The sequence below is a fragment of the Pantoea sp. genome, assembly GCF_028283705.1.
Classification (GTDB): Bacteria; Pseudomonadota; Gammaproteobacteria; order Enterobacterales; family Enterobacteriaceae; genus Pantoea.
This window is the reverse complement of the sequence record NZ_JAPWKD010000028.1, coordinates 1-22,626: the sequence shown is the minus strand read 5'-3', so window position 1 is coordinate 22,626 and position 22,626 is coordinate 1. Positions and strand designations below refer to the sequence as shown.

Genomic DNA, 22,626 nt, shown 5'->3' with positions numbered 1-22,626 from the left:
AATAAATCTTCTGCCCATTCGTCTTATGGGCTCAATGTAAGCAGGGTGAGCAAAAAAATGATTCCAACTCCACTTTCTACCGGCCAGAAAATACGGCGACTGTTGCTGATTGGCCTGGTTCCACTGGTTTTAATCGTGTTGTTTCTGTGGGCTGGCGGCTGGCTGACGCCACAACGTCTGACGGCCGACAAACTGGTCGCGGTGTTGCAAAAAGCGGGTGGCGACCATCCGGGCTACCGGCGCAATCATGCGAAAGGGATCTGCGTGATCGGTAACTTTGTCTCCAACGGTAATGCCAGTGCCTTATCGCGGGCGGCGATCTTTGCGCCGGGAGAAACGCAGGTCACCGGACGTTTCGCTATCGCTGGCGGAAATCCCGCCGCGCCGGATTATGCCGTACCGGTGCGCAGCATGGCGTTGGCATTTCAGCTGGCGGACGGTGAACAATGGCGCACGGGTATGAATGCCATGCCGCTGTTCCCGGTGGCGACGCCGGAAGGGTTTTATGCGCTGCAAACCGCCACCTTGCCCGATCCTGCCACCGGCAAGCCCGATCCGCAAAAAATCGGAGCATTCGTCAGTCAGCATCCTGAATTTAAGGCTTTTGCTGCCTGGGCAAAAAGCTATACCCCTTCTTCCAGCTGGGCCAGCGATCGCTTCAATAGCCTGAATGCGTTCCGATTTGTTGATAAAGCGGGTAACGCACATCTGGTGCGCTGGAGCATGGTGCCGCATACCGAATATCAGCCGATCAGCGCGGCGGATAAAGAAGACAAAAATTTCCTGCAGGAGGACATAGCAAAACGCCTGGGGCAGGGACCGCTGAAATGGGATCTGGTGATCACCGTGGCACAACCGGGTGATGATGGCAGCAATGCGACAAAAATCTGGCCTGCGGATCGTCAAACCATCAACGCCGGTACGTTAGTGTTAACGCGCGCCGTTCCTCAGCAGCAGGGGCCGTGTAATGACATCAATTACGATCCGCTGATTCTTCCTGATGGCATTGCCGCATCAGACGATCCTTTACTCAATGCGCGCTCAGCAGCCTATGCCAAATCCTACAATCTGCGCACGCGTGAACAGTCTCAACAGGCGGGAACACACTTATGAAACAGGTTAGCTATTTTCACCCTGCGCTGCGCATCATTCACTGGTTAATGGCGGCGGCAATTGTGGCGATGTTGTTTATTGGTGTGGCGATGGTGGCAACGGTATCATCACTGCATAGCCTGCTGGTGGCGATTCATAAACCGCTGGGAGTAATGATTCTGGTGCTGGTGTTTGTGCGCCTGTGGCTACGCTTTTATACTGCTACGCCTGTGTTACCGTCCTCGATCCCTGCCTGGCAGCGGGGCATTGCGCATCTGTCGCACTGGGTGTTGTATGCGCTGATGCTGATTCAGCCATTGATTGGCTGGGCGATGCTGTCAGCGGCGGGCTACCCGGTTTCGTTAGGCGGTGGCGTGATTCTGCCAGCCATTCTGCCCGTGGATAATGACTGGTATGCCATACTTCGTCCTCTCCATACGGCGGTGGCGCTGGTGTTGTTTCTTACTGTGATGATGCACTTAGCCGCTGCGTTATTCCATGCATTAGTGCTGCGCGATGGGGTGTTTGAAAGTATGTCAGGCAGCCGCAGACGCTAAAGGATATCCATGTCACAGCTAACTGATGATGAAATCCGGCAGGTGATGCCACATCTGGAACGATTTGCGTTGTGGCTGACCCGTAACCCGCACAGTGCTGAGGATTTGGTACAAAACTGTCTGGCGAAAGCGTTAACCCGCGAGCGCCAGAATGATGGCGAACAGAGCCTGCGCGCCTGGCTATTTTCCATCCTTTACCGGCAATTTATTGATGGTGAGCGGCGGCGCAAACGCTATATGAAACTGCTGGCTTTTTTTACCGGTGAGGAGATGTTTGCGCAATCCAGTGAGGCGATGGCGATTGCTGACGATACGTTGGCGGTGTTTGCCGCATTACCCACCGACTATCGCGTGGTTTTATTGCTGGTGAGCGTCGAGGGCCTGAGCTATAAAGAGGCGGCCGAAACGCTGGATATCCCGCTGGGGACCGTAATGTCTCGGCTCTCAAGGGGGCGAAAGCTGCTGCATGAGCAATTAGAAGGTAAGGCGACGCCGTTACCGCTGAGGAGACTGAAATGACTTTGCCACCGAATGAAAACGATCTCCATGCCTGGATGGATGGCGAGGCGGATGAAGCAACGGCAGAGAAAGTGGAACGTTATCTGCAGGCGAACCCAGAGGCGGCGGTGCAGGTGGCTGGCTGGCGGGCTGATGCACAGCAATTACGTCAGGCAATGAGTCGGCAGGCCTGGGCTTTTGATCGGCCTAATCCGCAACATCTGCGGCGTCGGATGCGGCAACAGCGCCTGCGCCAGTTGTCGATGGCTTTTATGCTGGTGGTGGCCGTGAGTATCGGTGGCCTGGCGGGCTGGCAACTGAAGGATTCGCAGGTGGCGGTTGCGCCTCAGCCAATGGAAGATGCGGTGCAGGCGTATAAGATCTTCGATAATCAGACGCAAACGCCGATGGATGTGGTGGCAAGCCAGCACGCAGAACTGACCAGCTGGGTGTCGCGCTATTTTATCAATGGTAATCCACCGCCCAATCTTGAACAGTTTGGTTTCAGATTAGTGGGCGCACGTCTGATGGCCACGGCACAGGGACCCGCCGCACTGATTATGTATCAGGACCCGCAGGGGACCCGAGTCGGCTGGTATATCCGGCCACTGGAGCCGGTTAAGTTACCCCATGGTCAACGCCAGGCCGAGGACGTGATGGCACAATACTGGAGCGACCAGCACTATAACTACGCGTTGGTCACGCCTGCTAATTCATCCGGAGTGAATGGGCTGCGCAAAGCAGTATCGCTGGCGACCAGTTAGGGGTATGCCTGGCAATCTCATTGATTGACCGGGCAGCTCACTCCTCCAGCCAATGATTTCTGATGTACATAACAAAAAACTGACGGAATAAGCTATGGGCGATATCCGTGGTGGCATTCACCCCTGCCAGTTGGTTGTAAAAAGTAGGGGGAGCTGCGGATTTGTCTGATTCCGTCTCGCGTTTGTGTGCGGAATGAAAGAGCGGTCGCGCCTGTTTTTTTGCATAATCCAACATCATTCCGAGGAAGCTGACCAGCAAGTCAGCATTGCGAAAGGTAAATTCAATCATATATTTAATATTAAAGAAGGCGGATTCGACAATCGGCGTGAACAGGCGGTATTTATCCGCCTTATTTTCTTTGCTTTTGTTGTTACTGGCGGTGAGTTTGTACGGCAGATATCGGCTGCGGAAATGAACTATTTTTTCTTTCATTGCAGGGTCATGAGTAAATTCATAGAAATGGGTCAGGAAAGCGTCAAGAAATTGATCATCGTCCAGCAGGTAATCTTTGAAGATATTGACATCAGACATCAGATTTTTTGCTAGTATGCTCATTCCGCGAATGGTGAGTTTTTTTAGCGGATGGCCAGCGTCAAGATAAACTTCTGTACCGACATATTCCTCCCCCTTAAGACTCATGGCACTGTGCTCGCCTTCATGAAAAAACACATTGGCTAATTCTTTGGTCGGCATTCCTTTTAAGGCATGCCACATTAAATAGACACGTTGATAATCATCCTTACTCGATGTATAGCCGACGACGTTAGTTCCTAATAGCATCTTTTCTAATGCAAGCCTGGCACAGTTAGCCGGAATTCGTCCATCACTCAGAAAACGATCCTCGACAATATGTACTTTATCGAGTGATAACGCGCTGGCCGTTTCCATGATATCCACGAAATTCTTCTTAAAAAACGCGACATCGTTGCTATCAATGTTTTTTTTAGCAAAGAACATTTTCATGTATTTCAACATCGCACCAGGGTTTTCAGCGGGGTCAACCATGGTAAGGGCCAGTCTGGCGTTATGACGAACTTCATGTATTGCATTTTTGATACCTTCTGCCTCCTGCGGATACTTTATGAGTAATTGTTCTTCGTCATGAGTTTTCAGAATAAAGGGTGAAGAACTGAAGAATAGAGATTTCTTTAATTTCCACAAAAATGTGTTGAGGGTTGATTGTTCATCAATAATGATGCGTTCAAGATTTTTCAGAGCCTGATAATATTTATGATACTTAATGAGGAAGTCATTGTACCGCTCCGCAATCTTCCTTCTTTCCGAAAGAACATGCTCCAAATCCACGATAAAACCATCAATGGCTTTAATTCCCCTCTTATAATGAACATGTTTATAATTACGCAATGCCTCTTCTAATATTTCGACAACTCTATCTGTTAACGGCTTACGCCATGTGCTTAACTCCTCCACCAGCCGCTTCGCGACACCGCCACCGAATTGTTCAAAGGTTGGGTGCAGCCTGGAGGCAATATTCTGGAACAGAGATTTCACATGAATCTTTTTTAGCAATAGTGGTAGCGGGATTTCAGGAAGAAGACGCGCCACCTCGTCTACTGCCGCGATACGTGCCGAAGAGGCATACGGCATTACCGCTTGATAGCCGCTGGAGGAGGGTGTGAGGGCATCAAAGAATAGCGGTTCCGGGGAGACGGTATCACGATTTTGACGTTGCAGTGGGGGGGCTGGCTGCCAGTTGCGCCACTGACCAGCATGGTTCGGCTGCACATAGACCGGAGTGCCGCTGGCATTCCTGAACTCAACAATCAGCTGTGGATGTGGATCGGTTTTTATCCAGCTGCACTGATAGCGCCAGTCGGCCGGGATACTGTCGGGGTCCAGATGGTTATAGACGATATCCCGTTCGGGGTTGTTCGCCTCATTTGCACTGAACCTTAACGGCACCTGTGAGATGGGTGACAAGCTGGCGATTAAGGTGGGCAGCCGCTGCTCGCTGAGCGCCTGCCAGAATTCGGCCAGCGGGATGATGAGCCCGGCTGGCGGCGCGGTTTCCGGTTGTGGCAATAAATACTGATTTTTCCGGTCCAGCAGGTAATTTTTTGCACCAGCGGGCGTGGTGACGTTGCAATGCAGTTGATCGGTGAATTCGTCCCAGATGACGCCGGTGAGATTATAGCCCCTGGGCAGATTGTTCAGCGGCAGGGATCGCAGCAGCAGTTCTTTGCCGAAGCCGGGCTGAAACGCAGAGGTGGAGCAGAGTTTTGCGCCCACCAGGCTATCATCCACCAGGCCAGCTTCAGTCCGCGTGATAGCGAGCGGGGAAATGGTGGGGAGTGCCGGATGGTCCATGACGCTATTTGCCAGCCAGTGGTAGACAGAGTTCAGGGCGTAAACGCCAACCTGCTCGATCTCACTCGCTGCTTCCTCTTCAGGCATTACGCTGACAGCACAACCCACGAACTTCAGCGCAATATTTTTCAGCGACTCTCCCAGCATGGCGGACCTGATCGCGCTGTAGCACCGGGTGATGGGATTTAAACCATACAATATTTCCAGCAGATTGGGCGGCTGCACCGTGGGGGTGGTGGCTACAGTAAGGGTGGGGAACTGATATTCGCTGATCTGCCGGGCAATCGCTGTGGCACATTGTGGCCAGTCGTCGCAGGTGTCTACAGGGGTAATCCGCATTTGCGCATCAACCAGGAAGCGATAGCTGGCAATATGCGGCAATGCAGCCGGAGATAGCCGGGTCAGCATATCCACTTTGCCCGCACCATTGAGCATGGATTGTGCCTGCTCGCGGTTGCTGAACTCATCGCTGGCATCAAAGCTACCCGGATGCCCCGGTCTGTTCATGGGGGCAATCGGCGTAATAAAGAGGGCTCGCGTGTTGAGATCGCGGCTGGCGTAAAGATAGCAGCCGACACAGGATGTCTCGTTCTTGCCACCGGTGGTGTGCTCCAGTCGTACCATAAACATCTGTAAGCCTTGCGGTGTCTGCCATTGTTCACGATAAAACGCCTGGTCGTCAGCGGACAGATTTTCCAGCACCAGCTGATACCACGCGCTTATGGTGGCGCGTAACTCATGATAAGTCTGGGTGATAGCAACCGCATTACTGGTCTGATCGCTGAGCAGTTCTTTGAGCCTGCTGGCATACAAATGGTAATGGATGAGTTGCTGCTGTTGTAGCTGCATCTCAGTCAGATAATGGTGCATCCCCTGTCTGGGGTTAAAGAACAGCTTATCTGTTGCGGCGAAATCAGCCAGTAATGCTGGCTCTGAACGCCGGTACATCAGTTGTGAACCGAATCTTTCCAGCTCTTCCCCGCTGGCCTCATTCAGGATGCGCTCGTCCTGAATTTCATGTGCCGCTACTGCACGCTGATACCCGGCGCGTGACAGGCAACGTTCACTGGCGAGATCGGGGTGGTCGCACAGTTTTAGCATGGGATATTCCTGCCTCATCATGGTCAGCATCAGGTAATCCAGCTTGGCTACCAGCTTATCCTGGGCTTGCCGCTCACTGATTGTCACTTCAATCGCTTTGCGCGTATGGGTACTAAATACCCGTTCCATATCCAGCAGCACCGCAGCGAGATCCCGCCAGGTGGTAGTGGCGGGTTTTATGCGCTGGCTGAATTGTTGCAGGCTGATGAGCAACGGGCGGCCAGTGGCATCGAAGCTATGGTCTAACGCCAGCAACAAACGGCGTGCCAGTGCGGCGCGGCCCCTGGCGGAATGCACGAAGGCGTTAATGGCTTCCGGGTGCTGTTTAAATGTCGCAATATCGGGCAGTCGGGCAATAAAGTCCGCTGCCTCGACCGGATCGATATGCAACCGGTGATGCTGACTATCCCAGGATACGAGGCGGTCACAGGCGGTCAGAATCGTCGTTTCACCCAGCAAGTCCGCAAGGCGTTGCGTCGGCAGTGTTTCAATACGCTGGCTGAGTTGATTGAGCATATCGCGCAGGCTGGTGGCAGTGAGTGGCGCAGGGGCAGCCATACAGGTCGGGGTATTGGGGTTGGCCGCCACCCAGCCGGGCCAACTGATGGTTTTAGGCGTGCTGGCTGACGCAGGTTCGGTTTCAAATTCGAGCTTACGAACAAAACCGGCAGCGAAGCCGCGCTTATCCACTTTCCACCAGTCAGGCTGGTATAAGGCGGTGGTCTCTTCGGCATCTACGCTCGATATAATCCAGCCTCTTGCTGAGGAGGAGGTGCCGATGACCGGCGTCACCGCTGATGTGATCGCGGTTTTTTGTGGTGCGAGCGACGGCCAGGGACGCATTTGCCTTTGTTGCTGATATAACTTCACGGGGCTTTGTCTCAGTGGGATGTGGCAACCATGAATGACCACGGCTGCTTCACTGGTCAGAGTACGGGTTCCTTCCTGCACCAAACCCTGGTCGTTAATGGCGGTGAAATGCTCGAAAGTCACAACCCCCCGACCTTGCAACGGCGCAGTGCCATTGACAGTGGCGGCGGGAAAGTCCGCCGCACAACGGGGATATTGCTGATCGGGTCGCAGAAATTCCGCGCACGTATACGGTGCAAGTCGCAGGGGAGAACCTTTATTCGGCTCGTTGAATACCGAGTTAGCGATTAACTTCAGCGTAAAGACAATCGGCTCTGGCGGTTCCTCAGGTTGTGGTTGTACGACAGGTGATAAGAATGAGGAGGCCAGTCGGCACGACCATCCCTGCAAATGGGTGATGACGTGTGGAAAAGTGATGGTTTTGGGATGCCAGACATTATCCCTGCCACTGCCCAGCAATCTGCCGGTAGCGTATTGATCGCCAGCCTGCAACAGAGGTTGGATGCCCTGCACCGGTGCAAATCTGATGGCATTGCTGAAATGGATAAGCAGAGCTGGTAAGGGATAAAGTGCGGCCAGGGTGCGAACGATTAATTGTTTGCCCGCGCCAGGTACGACTTCCATGAGAGGCTTATCGCTCACCTGAAAAATTTCCCGCATCAGAAGATGATAGAGATGAGGATAACGGGAAGGGAATTGCGCAAAGATTCTCGCATCGGTGATAAAGGGAAAAACTGCCTGCAATCGGGCCAGTATCTGCGCATCGCTTAATAACCCCTGCATCGGCAGGATTGCAGATCCATCGCAAAATCCCTGGTACTTCGCGGCCAGGAATGCCAGAAAATCTTCAGACATCCGTTGCCAGCTTAACGGTGGGGCGCCGTGTGGCTGGGTAACGGGTTGTGCCAGAAAGTCGTGGAGTCTGTGGCGGATAGCGGACAGCAACGCGTCATAATCATCGAAACCTGTTACCCCGGGCAGGCTATTAAATTCTTTCAATACTGCGTCCTGGGGGATGGCAGGCAGAGCAGGCCATAAGGATTTCATTAAGATGTAAGCGTTCTGTATCAGTCTCAGTGGCCATACGCTTTTTTGTCTGGCAGATGATGATGCGAAGCTGACGGGCATGCTGGATGTATCAGGGGGCGTTAGTCCAATAGGCATAGCTTTCCTCCTTTAAGCTGAAGCTAGCCTGGATGACCTGAGGTTGGTCCGCTCTGATAAATTTATGAGAACTGCCCGTTGCTGTAACGATGGCGAAGAGTGGGATATGATTTCAGAAAAATATTCATAGCGCTGAGAGCAAGAGAATAAAAATCAGCGGTGATTGATTTCAGGCAGGGAACGACAGGGGTGAATTAATCTGACAGCTACCGGCATCAATCAGTAACTGTCAGGAAGGTCTTAATTGATGCTGATCAGTGCCATATCCTGTGATCCCGTATACAGGTCAGTGGCCAGCGTGGTCTGATCGTTATCGACCTGGAAGCGTGTTACCGACTGTTGCAGGTTCACTACCTGCTGTTGCAGGGAACTGGCCGCAGTGGCGACTTCTGCCACCAGCGAGGCATTCTGCTGGGTCACGCCGTCCATCTGTTGGATGGCGATATTAATCTGCGAGATGCCGCGGGTTTGCTCGCCGGAGGCCAGCATCACTTCATCCATGATATCGACCACTTTTTTCACATCGAGCATAACTTCATTCATGGTCACCCCGGCCTCTTTCACCAGGCCGGAACCCTGCTCGATATTGTTGAGCGAGTCATTGATCATGGTGCCGATCTCTTTCGCTGCGGTGGCGCTACGCTGTGCCAGGACACGCACCTCTGAAGCCACCACGGCAAAGCCGCGGCCTGCTTCACCGGCGCGCGCCGCTTCTACAGCCGCATTCAGTGCCAGCAGGTTGGTCTGGAATGCAATGCCGTCGATAACACCCACGATATCACCAATTTTGGCCGAGCTTTTCTCAATTGAACTCATGGTGGCAACCACTTCAGACACCACGTTTGCCCCACGGGAAGCAGAGTTCGAGGCTTTCTGCGACAGCGAGTTGGCCTTACGGGTATTGTCTTCGTTGTTTTTCACTGTCGCCATAATCTGCTCCATACTGGAAGCCGTCTCATCCAGTGACGCTGCCTGCTGTTCGGTACGGCTGGAGAGATCGATATTGCCGGAAGCGATTTCTTCCACGCCTGAGCCGATAGCATCCGTGCCATTGCGCACCATCAGTACCATGTTTTCCAGTCCATCACGCATACGCTGTACGGCGGCAAACAGCTGAGCTATCTCGTTTTTACCCGAGATATCAATGCGCGCACGAAGATCCCCTTCGGCAATACGGTCAAACACCGTGATCACATGATTTAACGGTTTGACGATAAGATTGGTCATCACCGACCAGGCCAGTCCGGCCAGCACCAGCGCACAGGCGATGGCAAAGTACAGGGTAAACTCCATACGTTTTACCCGGTCGCTGGAGTCATCGTAGGCCACATCAATGCTTTTCAGTTTGAAGGCCACAAGGGCTTTTGATGCTTTATCAAAGGCACCATACAGTGCCGTCGATTTTCCGGCACGTTGGCGATATTCGTCCAGTTTGCCCGCTTCCAGGGCGGCAAAAGCCGGATCAATAAACTCTTTCATTAGCGCGTCACGGGTGGACGCCATTTCAGCGGCAATCGGGCGCTCCTCGGCGGATTGCGGGTATTTCAGGTAGTCCTGCCACTTCGCGCTGGCAGTATCGATTTTGCCCTTGGCACGTTCCAGCGCGACTTTAGCTTTGTCAGTGTCGCCGCTCCCCATCAGGGATTCATATAACCGTAAATCCAGTCGTCCGCGTAATAACAGTTCAGAACTTTCATTCAGTGCGACCAGACCCGGTAACACTTCGGTATCGACGGTAGCAAAGGATTTATTCCCTGACTGCACGGCAACTAATCCCAGAATGCCCACGAACAATAACAATGCAGTCAGTGAAAAAACCATCATGCTGAGTGCAGTGCGGATCTTTATTCTACGAAACATAGAGTATTCCCTGCTAACGATTGAATGATGAATGCTGTGGAAAACAAATCCATTATTAAAAAAACAGGAAGCAACCTGCGTTGCTTCCTGTCAGATAGCTGACTCAGTGCTTATCCTGCGCTTTGGGCGCGTGGGCTAAGAAAGTCTTGAGTTTTTGTTTATAAAATTTTGCCTGCATCATGGTGCCGTGCCCGCTGGTTTCGGCACTGGCCGGGATAAGGAGCAATTCAGCTTTTTTAATCCGATGCAATTCGCCCTTAAGAATACCGGTCTCAACCGGGTTACGTTCATCGTCCGCTGAGTTGATAATGAGCATCGGCGCTTTGATGCGCTTTAAATCTGGCAACGCATTGTAATCCGCCGATGAATTCCAGATATAAATGAAGTCATTAGCATCCGCGGTGACAGGTGCGGCAAGACGTTCATCGACCAGCTTATCTGCCAGCGCACGCGTTGGCGCTTTGTGCTGATAAGCCAGCGTGCCACCCGTCGTGGCAATACTGAACATGATGTTGGCGGTTTTCAGCGCCGGAGGTTGCTGGTGGTAATTGCCTTCCGCCCATGCAGGGTCGCCCTTGATGGACTCGATCAACATACGGCGCAGCATCCAGTTACGACCGGACAACTCATTAGGCTGCGAAGCCATCGGCACCAGCGTATCCATCATCGCCGGGTATTTCTCTCCCCATAGCCAGGTCTGCATACCGCCCATTGAATAACCCATGACCAGGCGTAAATGCGAAATACCCAACCCTTCTTTAATCAGGCGATACTGGGCAGTCACCATATCGTCATAATCATAGTGTGGAAATGTCATCCGCAGGCCATCCGAAGGCTTGGATGATTTACCTGAGCCGATACCTTCCGGGATGATAATAAAATATTTTCTGATATCCAGTGCCTGCCCTGGTCCAAATAACTCTCCAGCGAATCCCGGAGCCAGTAATGCGCTAACAGGCTGGTTAGTACCGTGAAGTAATAATACCGCTGGTTTATTGCGATCACCCAAAGTGAAATAATGAATACGCAGATCTTTCAGTTTTTCACCGCTGTTAAAGGTGAATTCTTTGGCGACCCAGTCAGCTTCTTTCGGTGTCGGTAATGCGCTGGCTGCCATAGTTAATGGTGATAAAGTTAACAGAATGGCACCCGCCACGCCTGATATCATGCGATTAAACATTAAAGTAACTCTTAAGTTATTTTTGGTCCCCTGGAGGTCTGATATTAGTTTCAATAAAGAAAAATCCCAATGAACATCAACAGCATCGGGGAAAAAAAAGACAATTCTCTTCTTTTTTGAGTTTTAACAAGACGATTTTTATCTGGTTGTTCTTAGGATAATACAACCGGGTATGAATTCTGCAGTTTGCTTCAGGTGGTTAGTTCAGCCCTGATTACGCAAAGCGGCCTCAGTTCCGCATAGCGGAATTAAAGGGCTAAAGCGTGGCATTATTATTCAGGATTGACTAAATACGGCAGAGGTTTGATCTGCCGATATGAATAGTCCTTTAACCCAAATTACCGGCTTATCTTACTCACACGGCCAGCGTCTTTTTTTGTCTCAGGCGCACGGGCTTGGGTTGGTAGCGGTTCACCCAATTACTGATTGTCTGGCCTTCTTTATCCGATTCGCTAAACACGATGACAGTGGCTCTGCGGCCTTGTGTTTCTATGGCATTGAGTAAGTCTGCATTCGGAAGAAATACCAGGTAGATGGCATCAAGCAGGATATGTTCTTTTCTGAGTGTCTGTGTGGAGAACAACCCGACCTTAACTCCTGAAACCACAATCTGCTTTTTGCTATGCAGTATTCTGTAGGTCGGCTCATCAAACGCTTTGGTTAAATATTCTTCGCAGGAAGCCTTCACAGGAACGCAAACCCGTAAATTCCGCCCTGACTGGCTGGCATGTTCAAGTGCAAATTGCACAATGTTTTTATAGTGTGGTTCCAGCTTGTCTTTTGTTTTAACAAAGCAATATCGGTCTTTTAACGGCATTAAATTTCTTAGACTCCAGTTGAAAAAGAGGTGATTTATTGTTGTAACGGATTTTATGGAATAGCTGATAGTTAAAGTATGGCACAGATTATTCAATACGCCGCTGAGATTGGAAAAAGAGAACAAAAAATTCCACGCGTTGTCACATTTGCACTTTCTTCGCCACAGCAGACTTTTGATGGCGGTTGACTTTTCCCTCTCTGGCAAGAGCAGATACAACCGGGTTTAACATCCATGAGTTGTCGTTTTTGTGATCTAAATTGCAGTACCATAAATATAAATTGTACTACAATCTCAGCATCAAACGATGAGGAATTTTCTTATGATATTGATTTTAATTGATTTTAAATTACCCGGCACGGAAGTGTAGTGAGATCAACTGTTAACCCGGTGCAGAGGTTGAGGAAACCTCATTGAATAGATCCAATCAATACCGGCGGGTGTTACTCAGGTAATGTCACATTAATTAATCATTAAATTAAAAGATGCTGATTACGGTCAGAGGGATTGTTATTGTTTAAATCTTAATCGAGGTTTGTTTCATGAACAACGATCTGTACGGTGCTACCTTAAAGCAACTAAATACGAAAATTATTCCGTTTATCATTATCTGTTATTTCGTTGCCAATCTCGACAAAACCAATATCTCTATCGCTGCATTACAAATGAATGCCGATTTGGGTCTGAGTACCAGTATGTATGGTTTGGGTGTCGGGATGTTTTATATCTCTTACATCCTGTTCGAAATTCCCAGCAATGTGATCATGACCAAAGTCGGTGCACGAGTATGGATTGCGCGCATTATGATCACCTGGGGCATCGTCAGCGCCGGAATGTCGCTGGTTCAGACTCCCACGCAGCTCTATGTGATGCGCTTTTTGTTGGGAATGGCCGAAGCAGGCTTTACGCCGGGCATCATTTATTACATTTCCTGCTGGTTTCCAAAGAGTAACCGTGCACGCGCCATGTCATTCTTCTATATGGGTTCTGTGATGGCTTCCATTATTGGGTTACCCATTTCCGGCACCATCCTGAATATGCATGGTATTGCTGACATTGCGGGCTGGCGCTGGTTATTTGCACTGGAAGGTATTCCGGCGGTCGCGCTGGGCATTATGGTGCTGTGGCGCTTGCCGCAATCTCCTGACCATGCAGTGTGGTTATCAACTGAACAAAAGGGCTGGTTGAAAACGCAACTGGCGCGGGATAACGCCAGTGTAGAAATTGGCGCGCAGCATAGCTGGTTAAGCGCGCTGAAAAATAAGACCGTGCTATTACTGAGCCTGGTCTGGTTCCTGCAGGCGTTTGGTTCAATAGGGATAACGCTTTTCCTGCCGCTGATCATCAAAAGTATGGCCAGTGAGCAGAGCAATATTGTCATCAGTCTGCTTTCGGCGGTGCCGTTTATTTTTGCCTGCCTGTTTATGTATTTTAATGGCCGTCACTCGGATACCACCCATGAGCGTTCATGGCATCTGGGCTTACCGTTGATCCTTTCAGGTTTATCGCTAACCCTGGCCATTTATTCCAGCAATCTGCTGGTTGCCTATGTAATGCTGGTCCTGACTGTCGGCTTTAATTTTGCTCTGACCCCGATCTTCTGGGCGGTGACCACCGAAAAACTGGCAGGCGTGGCGGCGGCGGCCTCCATCGCATTTATTAATACCGTTGCCAACTTTGTCGGCCTTGGTTTGCCGCCCATTCTTGGCAAAATCAAAGACGCCACCAACAGTTATCACTACGGTTTAATGATTGTCGCGGCGGCCCTGATTATTGGGGGCATTATCGGCATTATGATTTCGCGTCCGTCTCAGCCTGATGTGAGTAAACGTGCGACTTCCCGCCTTTCATAACGGAATAAAAACATGAAACAGAAAGTCCTGAAACAAGCTGGCCTGCCAGATGCTCTGACGCAGGAATTGAGTGAACGTTATGATCTCTGTGAGCTGGCGCAAATGACCGCTACCGATTTCGCCGCCATTGCCAGTGAGGTCACTGCGGTGGTGACTAACGGCGAAGCGGTAGTGACACGCGAGTTCATGCAGTCATTGCCTGGGTTAAAGCTGATTGCCGTGTTTGGCGTTGGCTATGACGGTGTCGATGTCTCAGCAGCCCGTGATTTTGGTGTGGCTGTCACCCATACACCGGGTGTGCTGACCGATGATGTGGCCGATCTGGCCATTGGCCTGATGCTGGCAACCTCGCGTCAAATCGTCGCCGCACAGCGTTTCATCGAGCAGGGGAACTGGTCGTCAGGCGGTTTTCAGTGGACGCGCAAAGTTTCCGGCAAACGCCTGGGGATCATCGGCATGGGGCGTATCGGGCAGGCGATCGCCCGTCGCGCCAGCGCATTCGATATGGAAATTGCCTACAGCAACCGCACCGAGCTGACGGGGGTGCCGTGGCGCTATATTGCGGATCTGCAATTACTCGCCCAGGACAGTGACTTTCTGATGGTGTGTGTTCCCGGTGGGGTAGAGACAAAAGCGCTGGTCAATCAGGCGGTGCTGGCAGCATTAGGTTCTGCGGGGATCCTCATCAACATTTCCCGTGGCAGTGTGATTGATGAAGTGGCGCTGATTAACGCGATCGACAATAAGGTGATTGCCGGTGCGGGTCTGGATGTATTTGTTGATGAACCAAACGTGCCCGTGACGTTGCAGCAGCGCGATAACGTGGTCATTACGCCGCATATGGCGAGTGCCACCTGGGAGACACGTCGGGAAATGTCACAGCTGGTGATGGCGAACGTTAATGCGTGGTTTGCTGGCGAGCCACTGGTGACGCCGGTTCCTGCCTGATATCTTGCGGGCAGCGAAAATCGCTGCCCGGAGAGAGGATGCTTATTTACTCCACAGTTTCCGGCTGGCGATATCCGCACCGGCACGCATCGCGCGGAATTTCTCACGCACCAAAGTCGGGTGTACTTCAGGCTTATAAGTAGCCTGAGAGGAGAAACCACAATCCGCACCAGCGACCACATTCTCTTTGCCTACCCGGTCAGCAAAACGAATCAAACGCTCCGCGATCAGCTCAGGATGCTCAACGGTATTGCTGGCGTGGCAAATCACACCGGGGATCAGGTATTTTCCTTGCGGCAGTTTCACCTCTTCCCAGATGTGGTACTCATGCTCGTGACGCACGTTGCCTGCTTCAAAAGAATAACCCGACACGTTAATGTTCAGCATATAACGCACGAACTCGATAAAGGGAACGTCGTGGATACGTGGACCTTCGTTGATGCTGTAGCAGGTGTGATAACGGATCTTGTCAGCTGGAATGCCACGCAGAGCATGATTAAGGATATCGACGTACTCATTGGCTTTAGCAATGATCTGCGCGTTATTCAGGTGTGGGTCGGCAAACAGGTCAGGAAGGAAAGGATCGTCGATTTGCAGAGAAAAACCGGCATCAATGATCGCTTGATATTCCAGGCGCAATGCTTCAGCCACTGCCGAGAGATAATCTCCCTCCCGTTCATAAAACTCGTTGGTGCCAACGCCGGTTGGTGCCACAGAGGGGACAAATGCCCCAAAGGCATTGGCAGCCAGTGCGGCATCTTTCAGGTTAGCCAGATCGCGTTGTAATTGCGCCACGCCGTGGTAGGAAATCGGACCGGTACAGGCGACGGGGACGAAGGGTACCAGGTTGCCACCCAGCATCGCTTCGCCAAAATACTGTTTATAGTATTCCGGGAAGGCGTTCACTTCAGCGTCAAAAGCAGCATAACCCTGGCCCGGACGTGGCTCAAAACCCGCAATACGATCGCGCACGTAGGCAAAGAAGCCCACTTTTGACATTTCACCATCAGCAACGATATCGATGCCATCAGCAACCTGCTGCTGCACAGATGCAAATACCGCGTCTCGGATCTCTTTTTCCAGCTCGGTACCGTTATCTGCGCCCTGAATATTTGCTTTCATGATATCGAGAAGCTTAACCGGGCGGGCGAGGCTACCGACGTGAGTGGTTAAAATGCGGTTTTCAGCTGACACGTTGTTCTCCCTGAGGGATGTGGGTTTGCAGACGGATTGGTGAGCAAAGGACTACCATCCTTTATTAGTAGCCTTACCTGAATACAAAACCGATTACATGTCAAACTAATCATTAGGATGATTATGTTTTCGATACTGATTTGGCCAAAGTCATCAGCCGATTCATAAAACACTCGGTATCAATGATCGTCCTGCCCGGCTTCCCCTGCTTTGGCTACGACGGACCAGGTCGAGATATAGCCCGCCAGTGAGTCAAACGTCCATTCCTGCCGGATATAAAGCGGCGGGCCAATCTCGTCAAAATAGAAACGCTGGAATCGCTCGTTCGGTTCGCCCTCAAGCTGCAAAACGCCGTAGCTGATGAGTGCAATCACGGCCCCCGGGGCTGCGACGCGACGCACTTCGTGGTAAAAATCATCCAGCCTGAACCAGTGTGCGGCCTGCGCGGCGGTGATGAGATTGTAATCCACAGGATGAGGCGGCAATGCCTCTGCGGGTGCGCAGGTGTATGCAACCCTCGAACAGGCAGTGGCGTGGCTGAACTGACTGGCGCTGGGATGCACGCCTTGCACAAATGAAAAATGCTCGGCCAGCAGGCGGGTAAGTTGGCCTGTGCCGCAACCAACATCTAAGGCGTTTTTCCGTTCAGCAAGAGGGAAGCCAGATAATCCACTAGCGCTGCCGGGTATTCGGGCCGGAAACGCGCATAGTTTTCACCGCCTGAGCACAATCATGCCCAGGCGCATTCAGAATATCTTTTAGAAGCTGCGATGGAAGTTCACCAGCGGCAACACAGGAATGGCTGCGTTGGTTGCCACGTTGATAAGACCAATCTGCAAACCTTCGAGATCTTTCGTGGTGTTGATTAAACCAAACTGGAAGGTGGTTCTGTCAGCGTAGTTGATGGCACCGATATCCGCAGTACTGGACTGCGAGAAGTTGATGCCGCCGAGGTTAAGACCATCAACATTTTTGGCGACGTTAATACCGCCCAGGTTGAGGCCTGTAACATCGCCGGTGAAGTTAAATCCACCCAGGTTGAAACCTGTTACATTGCCCATCACGTTGACCGCACCGATATTTGCCCCGGTCACATTATGAGTACGGTTGATGGCAGAGATGTTTAATCCGGTCATATCTTCTGACCAGTTGAAGGCTGCAATGTTAGCCCCGACAACATTCTGTGATTTATTAACCGCAGCAATATTCAGGCCGGTAATGTCACCCTCACTCCAGTTCGCTACCGCGCCGACATTCAGTCCGGTCACATCACGTGTGTGGTTGGCAACGCTGATATTGGCACCTGTGGTTTTGCCCTCGGTCCAGTTGAATGGGCTGATGTTCAGACCGCGAATATTACCCTGGCTATAGTTGGCAATACCGGCAAGATTGAACCCGTCCACATCCCTGGTCATATTGGCAAGACCCAGATTGAAACCGGTTACGTTTTCAGTGCGGCTGTACAGCCCAATATTTGCACCATTGAGGTCACCAACCTGGTTGGCGAGGCCGATATTCAGACCATTGTCTTTACCACCGTGCCAGTTAAAAAGGCCGATCGCAGCACCGTTCATTCCATTGCGAATATGAGAACCTGCGGCCGCACCAATCTGCAATCCGTTCAGATGGTCAAGTTCGGAATAGCCAAGAATCGGCAGGTCGAATCCATTTACTGTGCCAGTATCACTGTACAAAAAAGACCCATGAAAACCATTCACAGTGCGGTCATTTGGCACATTACCAAACGAGGAAACTTGCACAGGCGCTGCCTGGCTTATGCCAGAAAATAAAATTGTAGATAATGCCAATGCTATTCTTGATGTTTTCATAATTACTTTCTCTTATTAACTGTTCACAACTAAGATCGACTAACAATAGCGTGTTGATAGCAGTCTATTGGTGGTTAAATAAACAAATAATTCTTGTTTGTATTATTATAATGACTGCTGAGTTTCATTGTTAGCTTACCGAAATGTGCTTAACTCACTGAGGTACTCAATTTTATTAAAATGTCGCAACCTGTAAATAAGCACAATGTGAATAGATCAGCATTATATAATAAAAAATAAAGAAGAATTTTAGATGGCATGGTGGTAATTGTGCAGGGCTGGGTAGGGTGGATAGTGAGAAAATAATATTAAACAATGAGGATTTAAAACAGGAGAGGCGGCAGGTGCACTGAGTAATAAGCGTGGTGGTAAGGAGTGGGCAATGATGAGAGTATCGGAGGGATGCATTCAGAATCATTGCACGGGTTTATCACTCAGTGCAGAACGAAAGTATCAAATTAGAACGGGAAGAAATTGCCAATTAATGCGATTAGCTAAGGTGTCAGGCAGAAGGGAAAATTCCTGTCGCATTATAACCTGAATCGCTCAAGAATAATTTCTGACCAGCAAACGATAAAGCATGAACTTATGTAGGGAAGTTTTTTAGTATTTGATGCGATTTTCCGGATAAGCAGGTGAAAAGTCCAAAACTAGCAACCTCTTTAACTTATTGAAATTATTATGTTTTGTTTTTTGGGATTAAGTGCAGATGATTGATAAATGGACTTTTTTCTACAAATTCGCTCATTAACCAATTGAAAAAATGATTAAATATTAAATGTATACAAATTGACAAACAAATTAACACTTTGCTGACAGATGGATTGATTTGTTCCGGGAGAAACGTAAAATGCATTTTATACAGTCACAATAAAAATGATGATATTAGAAAATACCTTTTGAATAATGAATCAACTGTATTCATATTTGTAGTGAATTGCATAAAAACTATAACAGTAAAATTTGAAAATCAACTGATTATCTTCAGCGCATTATTTTTGTGCATTATTGTGGTGGTAAGGATTATGAGACAATACAAGATTATCGATTCGCTGCTAGTCTGGATTGAGGATAACCTGACTCAGCCGTTGTCAATTGACCACGTTGCAGAGAAATCGGGGTATTCAAAATGGCATTTGCAACGGATGTTCAAACAGGTGACGGGTGAGAATGTGGGGTCTTACGTGAGAAGCCGTCAGCTATCCAAATCTGCCATTGCGCTGAGATTGACCAGTCGGTCAATTTTAGATATCTCCGATATGTATCAGTTCGATTCACAACAATCTTTTACCCGGGCATTTAAGAATCAATTCGGAGAGACCCCTGCGCGTTATCGTCGTGCGGAGGATTGGGATGCTCAGGGAATCAAACCACCGATCGTGCTGGAAGATGAAAAACTACCACCGGTATCATTCGTGGAGCTGGACGAATTCAGGATCTATGCGGTGACGGGGAAGTATCACAGCACTCTGGATACGTATTCTCACTCCCGCCGGGTGATACGTGAAAAACTCTGGCAGGAGATAATTGATAGAAATCGCACGCTGCCAGGTATTATTTATGGTGTTGATAAAGTCATGCCTGGACTGAGCACTTATGATGAACAGATATTGTTCTATGGTATTGGTATGCTCAGAGAGGATATGGACGCATCCTATGACAGATATGATGAGATTGTGGTTGAAAAAGGGCTCTATGCCCAATTTGGCTACTATGGTAAATGTTCAGAGTTTCAGGATTTTATTCTAAAACTGTATCATACCAGCTTGCCAACATTAGGATTGATACGGCGGCGAGGTATGGATGTTGAGAGATACTATACCGACCAAAACAGAAAGTCATCTGAATTGCCTGATATGATCTTTTGTGACTATCTTATACCGGTACGCCATCATGAGCCTGAAACGCTAATCTCACCCGCAATGCCGGTTATAGCGTAAACGCAGTGACTGATAATTTAAAAATAAGCGCATGTGAATCATGCGCTGTTATTTTAATGCAGTTGGTCAAAACGATAGACCAATCCTAATGCGGCAATTAACCATACAACCGGAAGAGCCAGGGCTGTAAGCACGGCATTGATAGAGAATAACAAGCCTAAATTGAGCGTGATTTGATAGCTTATATAGGTCAGCAAGCCAACAATCACCGCTATCGCTAATCTGCTCCCCATGCCCGGTGAACGGGGATTGCTAAAAGTAAAGGGAACAGCCAGCAAAATCATCGCCAGAATCAAAATGGGTCGCCCCAGTTTCTGCCACAGTGCAATCTGGAACTCTTTGCTGGGCTGTCCGGTATTCTTCAGATAACTAATGTAACGCTGTAGTTGTGGAATAGAAAAACTCTCACCCGGCATAGTTAACTCAGTCAGACTCATCCCATCAAAAATCGGCGACCACGGCATACTCTCTTTGGTTTGCGTCGTTTCTGCACCCTCTTTCCAGTCTTTCAGATTGACGTTGTGAAGCATCCACATGCCGTTGCTCTGAATAGTTGCATTCTCAGCATAAATATAGGATTCCAGCGACAGGTCCGGTTTATAGTGGAATATCTCAACGCCGACAGGTTGCTGATGTTCATCTAATGCTTTGACGGTCACGTATTCATCGTATTTTCGTGCCCATAAGGCATTGACTGAGCTATCAGTCTGGCCCGAATGGGCGATGGCTGCCCGCTTCAGTTGCAATGCCTGCTGTTGTAAAGGCGAAGCGGCCCATTCATCTAATGCGCCCAGTGACAGCGTCAGGAAGATGCCAGAACATAAAACAATCATCGCGATGCGAAAGATGGACAGACCGGCAGATCGAATCGCGGTTAATTCCAGACTTTTAGACAGTTGTCCAAGTCCGACGATGCCACCCAGCAGCGCGATAAAAGGCCCTAAATCGATCAATGTCCTTGGAAGCGTCATTAACACCTCCATCAGTGCCTGTGACTGGCGATACCCGCCCGTACTGACGTCTTCGAGTTCGTTGATGAGATTGAGGGTACAGGAGGATGAATAGTCCAGCAGGCGGCAAAGCCGATGAAAACATTGCGTATCAGATAGCGACTAAAAATTTTCATCGAAAAAATCTCTTCAACAGAGACAGTTCGTGAGCAATAAACAGCAAGACAACAATCAGCATGATGAAAGGAACCACCCATAACCCAGGCATGGCGGGCAGGGAGTTATTAGAGACCAGGGTGCGGGTCAGGTTGCCACCATAGTAAATCGCTGTGAACATAATCGTCAGCGGAAGCAGGGTGGAAAAACGACCCTGTCAGGGTTTAATTTTACTGAGAAAGATGGCAAGGAAAGCCATCAGAACCGCAGTAATACCACGGCTTTACCGCCATTGTAATTCCGCAGTATCACCGGGGTCGAAGAGCGGGCTAACTCAGCCACCGAAGCCGATTTACGGCGAACTTCTATATCCTGGATAATGGGTTTAAGGTCCGTGGCAGATTATTAAAAGTCTGTCTTTTATCAAAGGTCCCAGTGCGATCCAGAACATATGAGATACCGGATCGTAGCAGAACGGAGGGGCTTGATGGCAGAAGGGGTCAATAACATCGACAGAATGTGCCCGATAGACCCTGGTATTACCACCAGAGTTGGTATAAATCAGTGCGTCGGTCAAATGGTTTTCATCTTTGTTGATGCGCGAAGCCAGCACCATTCTTCCGTCATCGCTGGTATTAAACTTATTTGCCTGAAAATGACTGACATCGAGTTCAGACTGCGATTGTTGTTCCAGTTGATAAATTTTGGCATAGGCCCAGGGTCTGCCATACAAAGACGGGACCGTCACCAGAATGCCTAAGGGAATCGCAAGAACCAGAACGGAATTATAGATTTTGGTTGGCGCTGCACCCGCAGCAAATAAAGCGGTAATTTCTGAATCAGAATAAAGCTGTCCCAATGCAACAGCGATGGAGACATATAAACCAATAGGCAGGAGCATCTCTAATGCTATGATTACCTTATAGAAGACGACATCAAACACTACGCCTAAAGCCAGTGTCCCGTTCGCCGCTTCAGTCAGATAACGTTGCGAAGAATAACAGGCAAACATGAAGATCAGAAAACCGACAATGATCATCACTAATCGACCAATTTCAGCGATGATGTAGCGTTCAATCAGGTACATAAACGATGGAAATCTCCTGTTATTTGTCTTCTTCAATCAATTGACCCAGCAGATTGATCACATGATTCACTTCTTCAGGGCTTAATGCACCATCTTTTGCCCATTGAACATGGCCATTCTTATCCAGCACAATGATCGTTGAACTCTCTTCCGGAAGACCCCATGCTTTGCGTGCTAATCCGTCACTATCGACAATAAATTGCGCCCACGGATAGTGTCGCTTATTTTTTTCTATTTTCCCGCGTACGAAGAAACCCGATCCTGGAATGGCATCGTCAGTGTTAACAATTGTTGTCGGCTGAAATCTATCTTCAGGAAATTCGGCATCTTTAACGGCTGTTATCAGCATGGAGTTTTTCTTCTTGGCTGAAGTACGACCCGCAATATACTGAATGACGCGAACTTTTCCGGCAAGTTCGGCGCTATCCCAGCGCTGA

At 49.7% G+C, this 22,626-nt stretch carries 15 protein-coding genes and 2 pseudogenes; 7 read left to right on the top strand and 10 right to left on the bottom strand.

Going from position 1 to position 22,626, the window contains the following annotated elements:
• Window positions 1-57: 57 nt before the first annotated feature.
• The 4 genes from PW844_RS21610 to PW844_RS21595 are packed head-to-tail and all read left to right on the top strand — an operon-like array spanning window position 58 to window position 2,911.
• Window positions 58-1,113, top strand: coding sequence for a catalase family peroxidase (locus tag PW844_RS21610; protein WP_299456241.1), 1,056 nt, complete (start codon window positions 58-60; stop codon window positions 1,111-1,113).
• Entirely contained in the window at window positions 1,110-1,649 is a 540-nt protein-coding gene (locus PW844_RS21605; protein WP_299456239.1) for a cytochrome b, read from the top strand. The genes PW844_RS21610 and PW844_RS21605 overlap by 4 nt, the downstream gene beginning before the upstream one ends.
• Window positions 1,650-1,658: 9 nt before the next feature.
• Complete coding sequence (locus tag PW844_RS21600; protein ID WP_299456237.1) at window positions 1,659-2,168, top strand: RNA polymerase sigma factor; 510 nt, start codon at window positions 1,659-1,661, stop codon at window positions 2,166-2,168.
• On the top strand, window positions 2,165-2,911 hold the full coding sequence (locus tag PW844_RS21595; RefSeq protein WP_299456235.1) for an anti-sigma factor: 747 nt from the start codon (window positions 2,165-2,167) through the stop codon (window positions 2,909-2,911). The genes PW844_RS21600 and PW844_RS21595 overlap by 4 nt, the downstream gene beginning before the upstream one ends.
• A gap of 37 nt (window positions 2,912-2,948) precedes the next feature.
• Here the strand turns inward: PW844_RS21595 and PW844_RS21590 are convergent, their stop codons facing one another.
• From PW844_RS21590 to PW844_RS21575, 4 genes are all read right to left on the bottom strand, one after another.
• The gene (locus PW844_RS21590) at window positions 2,949-8,210 is read right to left on the bottom strand and encodes a hypothetical protein (protein WP_299456233.1); all 5,262 of its coding nucleotides are present in this window, start codon (window positions 8,208-8,210) and stop codon (window positions 2,949-2,951) included.
• Between the two features lie 405 nt (window positions 8,211-8,615).
• Window positions 8,616-10,235: a methyl-accepting chemotaxis protein gene (locus tag PW844_RS21585; protein ID WP_299456230.1), complete on the bottom strand. Its 1,620-nt coding sequence runs from the start codon at window positions 10,233-10,235 to the stop codon at window positions 8,616-8,618.
• 103 nt (window positions 10,236-10,338) lie between these two features.
• Window positions 10,339-11,415 carry an alpha/beta fold hydrolase gene (locus tag PW844_RS21580; RefSeq protein ID WP_299456228.1) on the bottom strand — a complete coding sequence of 359 codons (1,077 nt, stop codon included), beginning with the start codon at window positions 11,413-11,415 and terminating at the stop codon, window positions 10,339-10,341.
• A 355-nt stretch (window positions 11,416-11,770) separates the two neighbouring features.
• A complete protein-coding gene (locus tag PW844_RS21575; RefSeq protein ID WP_299456226.1) occupies window positions 11,771-12,232 on the bottom strand; it encodes a hypothetical protein in 462 nt (153 codons plus the stop codon).
• Window positions 12,233-12,774: 542 nt separating this feature from the next.
• On the opposite strand from PW844_RS21575, the gene PW844_RS21570 reads away from it, so the two are divergent.
• Both PW844_RS21570 and PW844_RS21565 read left to right on the top strand, forming a co-directional pair.
• Entirely contained in the window at window positions 12,775-14,085 is a 1,311-nt protein-coding gene (locus PW844_RS21570; protein ID WP_299456224.1) for an MFS transporter, read from the top strand.
• A 12-nt stretch (window positions 14,086-14,097) separates the two neighbouring features.
• Window positions 14,098-15,033 carry a 2-hydroxyacid dehydrogenase gene (locus PW844_RS21565; RefSeq protein WP_299456222.1) on the top strand — a complete coding sequence of 312 codons (936 nt, stop codon included), beginning with the start codon at window positions 14,098-14,100 and terminating at the stop codon, window positions 15,031-15,033.
• A 42-nt stretch (window positions 15,034-15,075) separates the two neighbouring features.
• On the opposite strand, the gene PW844_RS21560 is transcribed toward PW844_RS21565, so the two are convergent.
• The 3 genes from PW844_RS21560 to PW844_RS21550 form a co-directional block, all read right to left on the bottom strand.
• Complete coding sequence (locus PW844_RS21560) at window positions 15,076-16,227, bottom strand: methionine synthase (protein ID WP_299456220.1); 1,152 nt, start codon at window positions 16,225-16,227, stop codon at window positions 15,076-15,078.
• A gap of 179 nt (window positions 16,228-16,406) precedes the next feature.
• Window positions 16,407-16,799, bottom strand: coding sequence for a class I SAM-dependent methyltransferase (locus PW844_RS21555; RefSeq protein WP_299456218.1), 393 nt, complete (start codon window positions 16,797-16,799; stop codon window positions 16,407-16,409).
• A 186-nt stretch (window positions 16,800-16,985) separates the two neighbouring features.
• A complete protein-coding gene (locus tag PW844_RS21550) occupies window positions 16,986-18,056 on the bottom strand; it encodes a hypothetical protein (RefSeq protein ID WP_299456217.1) in 1,071 nt (356 codons plus the stop codon).
• An 899-nt stretch (window positions 18,057-18,955) separates the two neighbouring features.
• Here PW844_RS21550 and PW844_RS21545 point away from each other — a divergent pair.
• Window positions 18,956-19,996 carry a helix-turn-helix domain-containing protein gene (locus tag PW844_RS21545; protein ID WP_299456216.1) on the top strand — a complete coding sequence of 347 codons (1,041 nt, stop codon included), beginning with the start codon at window positions 18,956-18,958 and terminating at the stop codon, window positions 19,994-19,996.
• Between the two features lie 53 nt (window positions 19,997-20,049).
• On the opposite strand, the pseudogene lptG reads toward PW844_RS21545, so the two are convergent.
• From lptG to PW844_RS21530, 3 genes and pseudogenes are all read right to left on the bottom strand, one after another.
• A pseudogene (gene lptG, locus PW844_RS21540) lies at window positions 20,050-21,122 on the bottom strand (LPS export ABC transporter permease LptG).
• Window positions 21,119-22,189, bottom strand: a pseudogene (gene lptF, locus PW844_RS21535) (LPS export ABC transporter permease LptF). Before lptF ends, lptG begins: the two co-directional pseudogenes overlap by 4 nt.
• A gap of 19 nt (window positions 22,190-22,208) precedes the next feature.
• Window positions 22,209-22,626, bottom strand: a 418-nt coding sequence (locus tag PW844_RS21530) for a YtfJ family protein (protein WP_299456214.1), incomplete at its 5' end; no start/stop codon positions are given.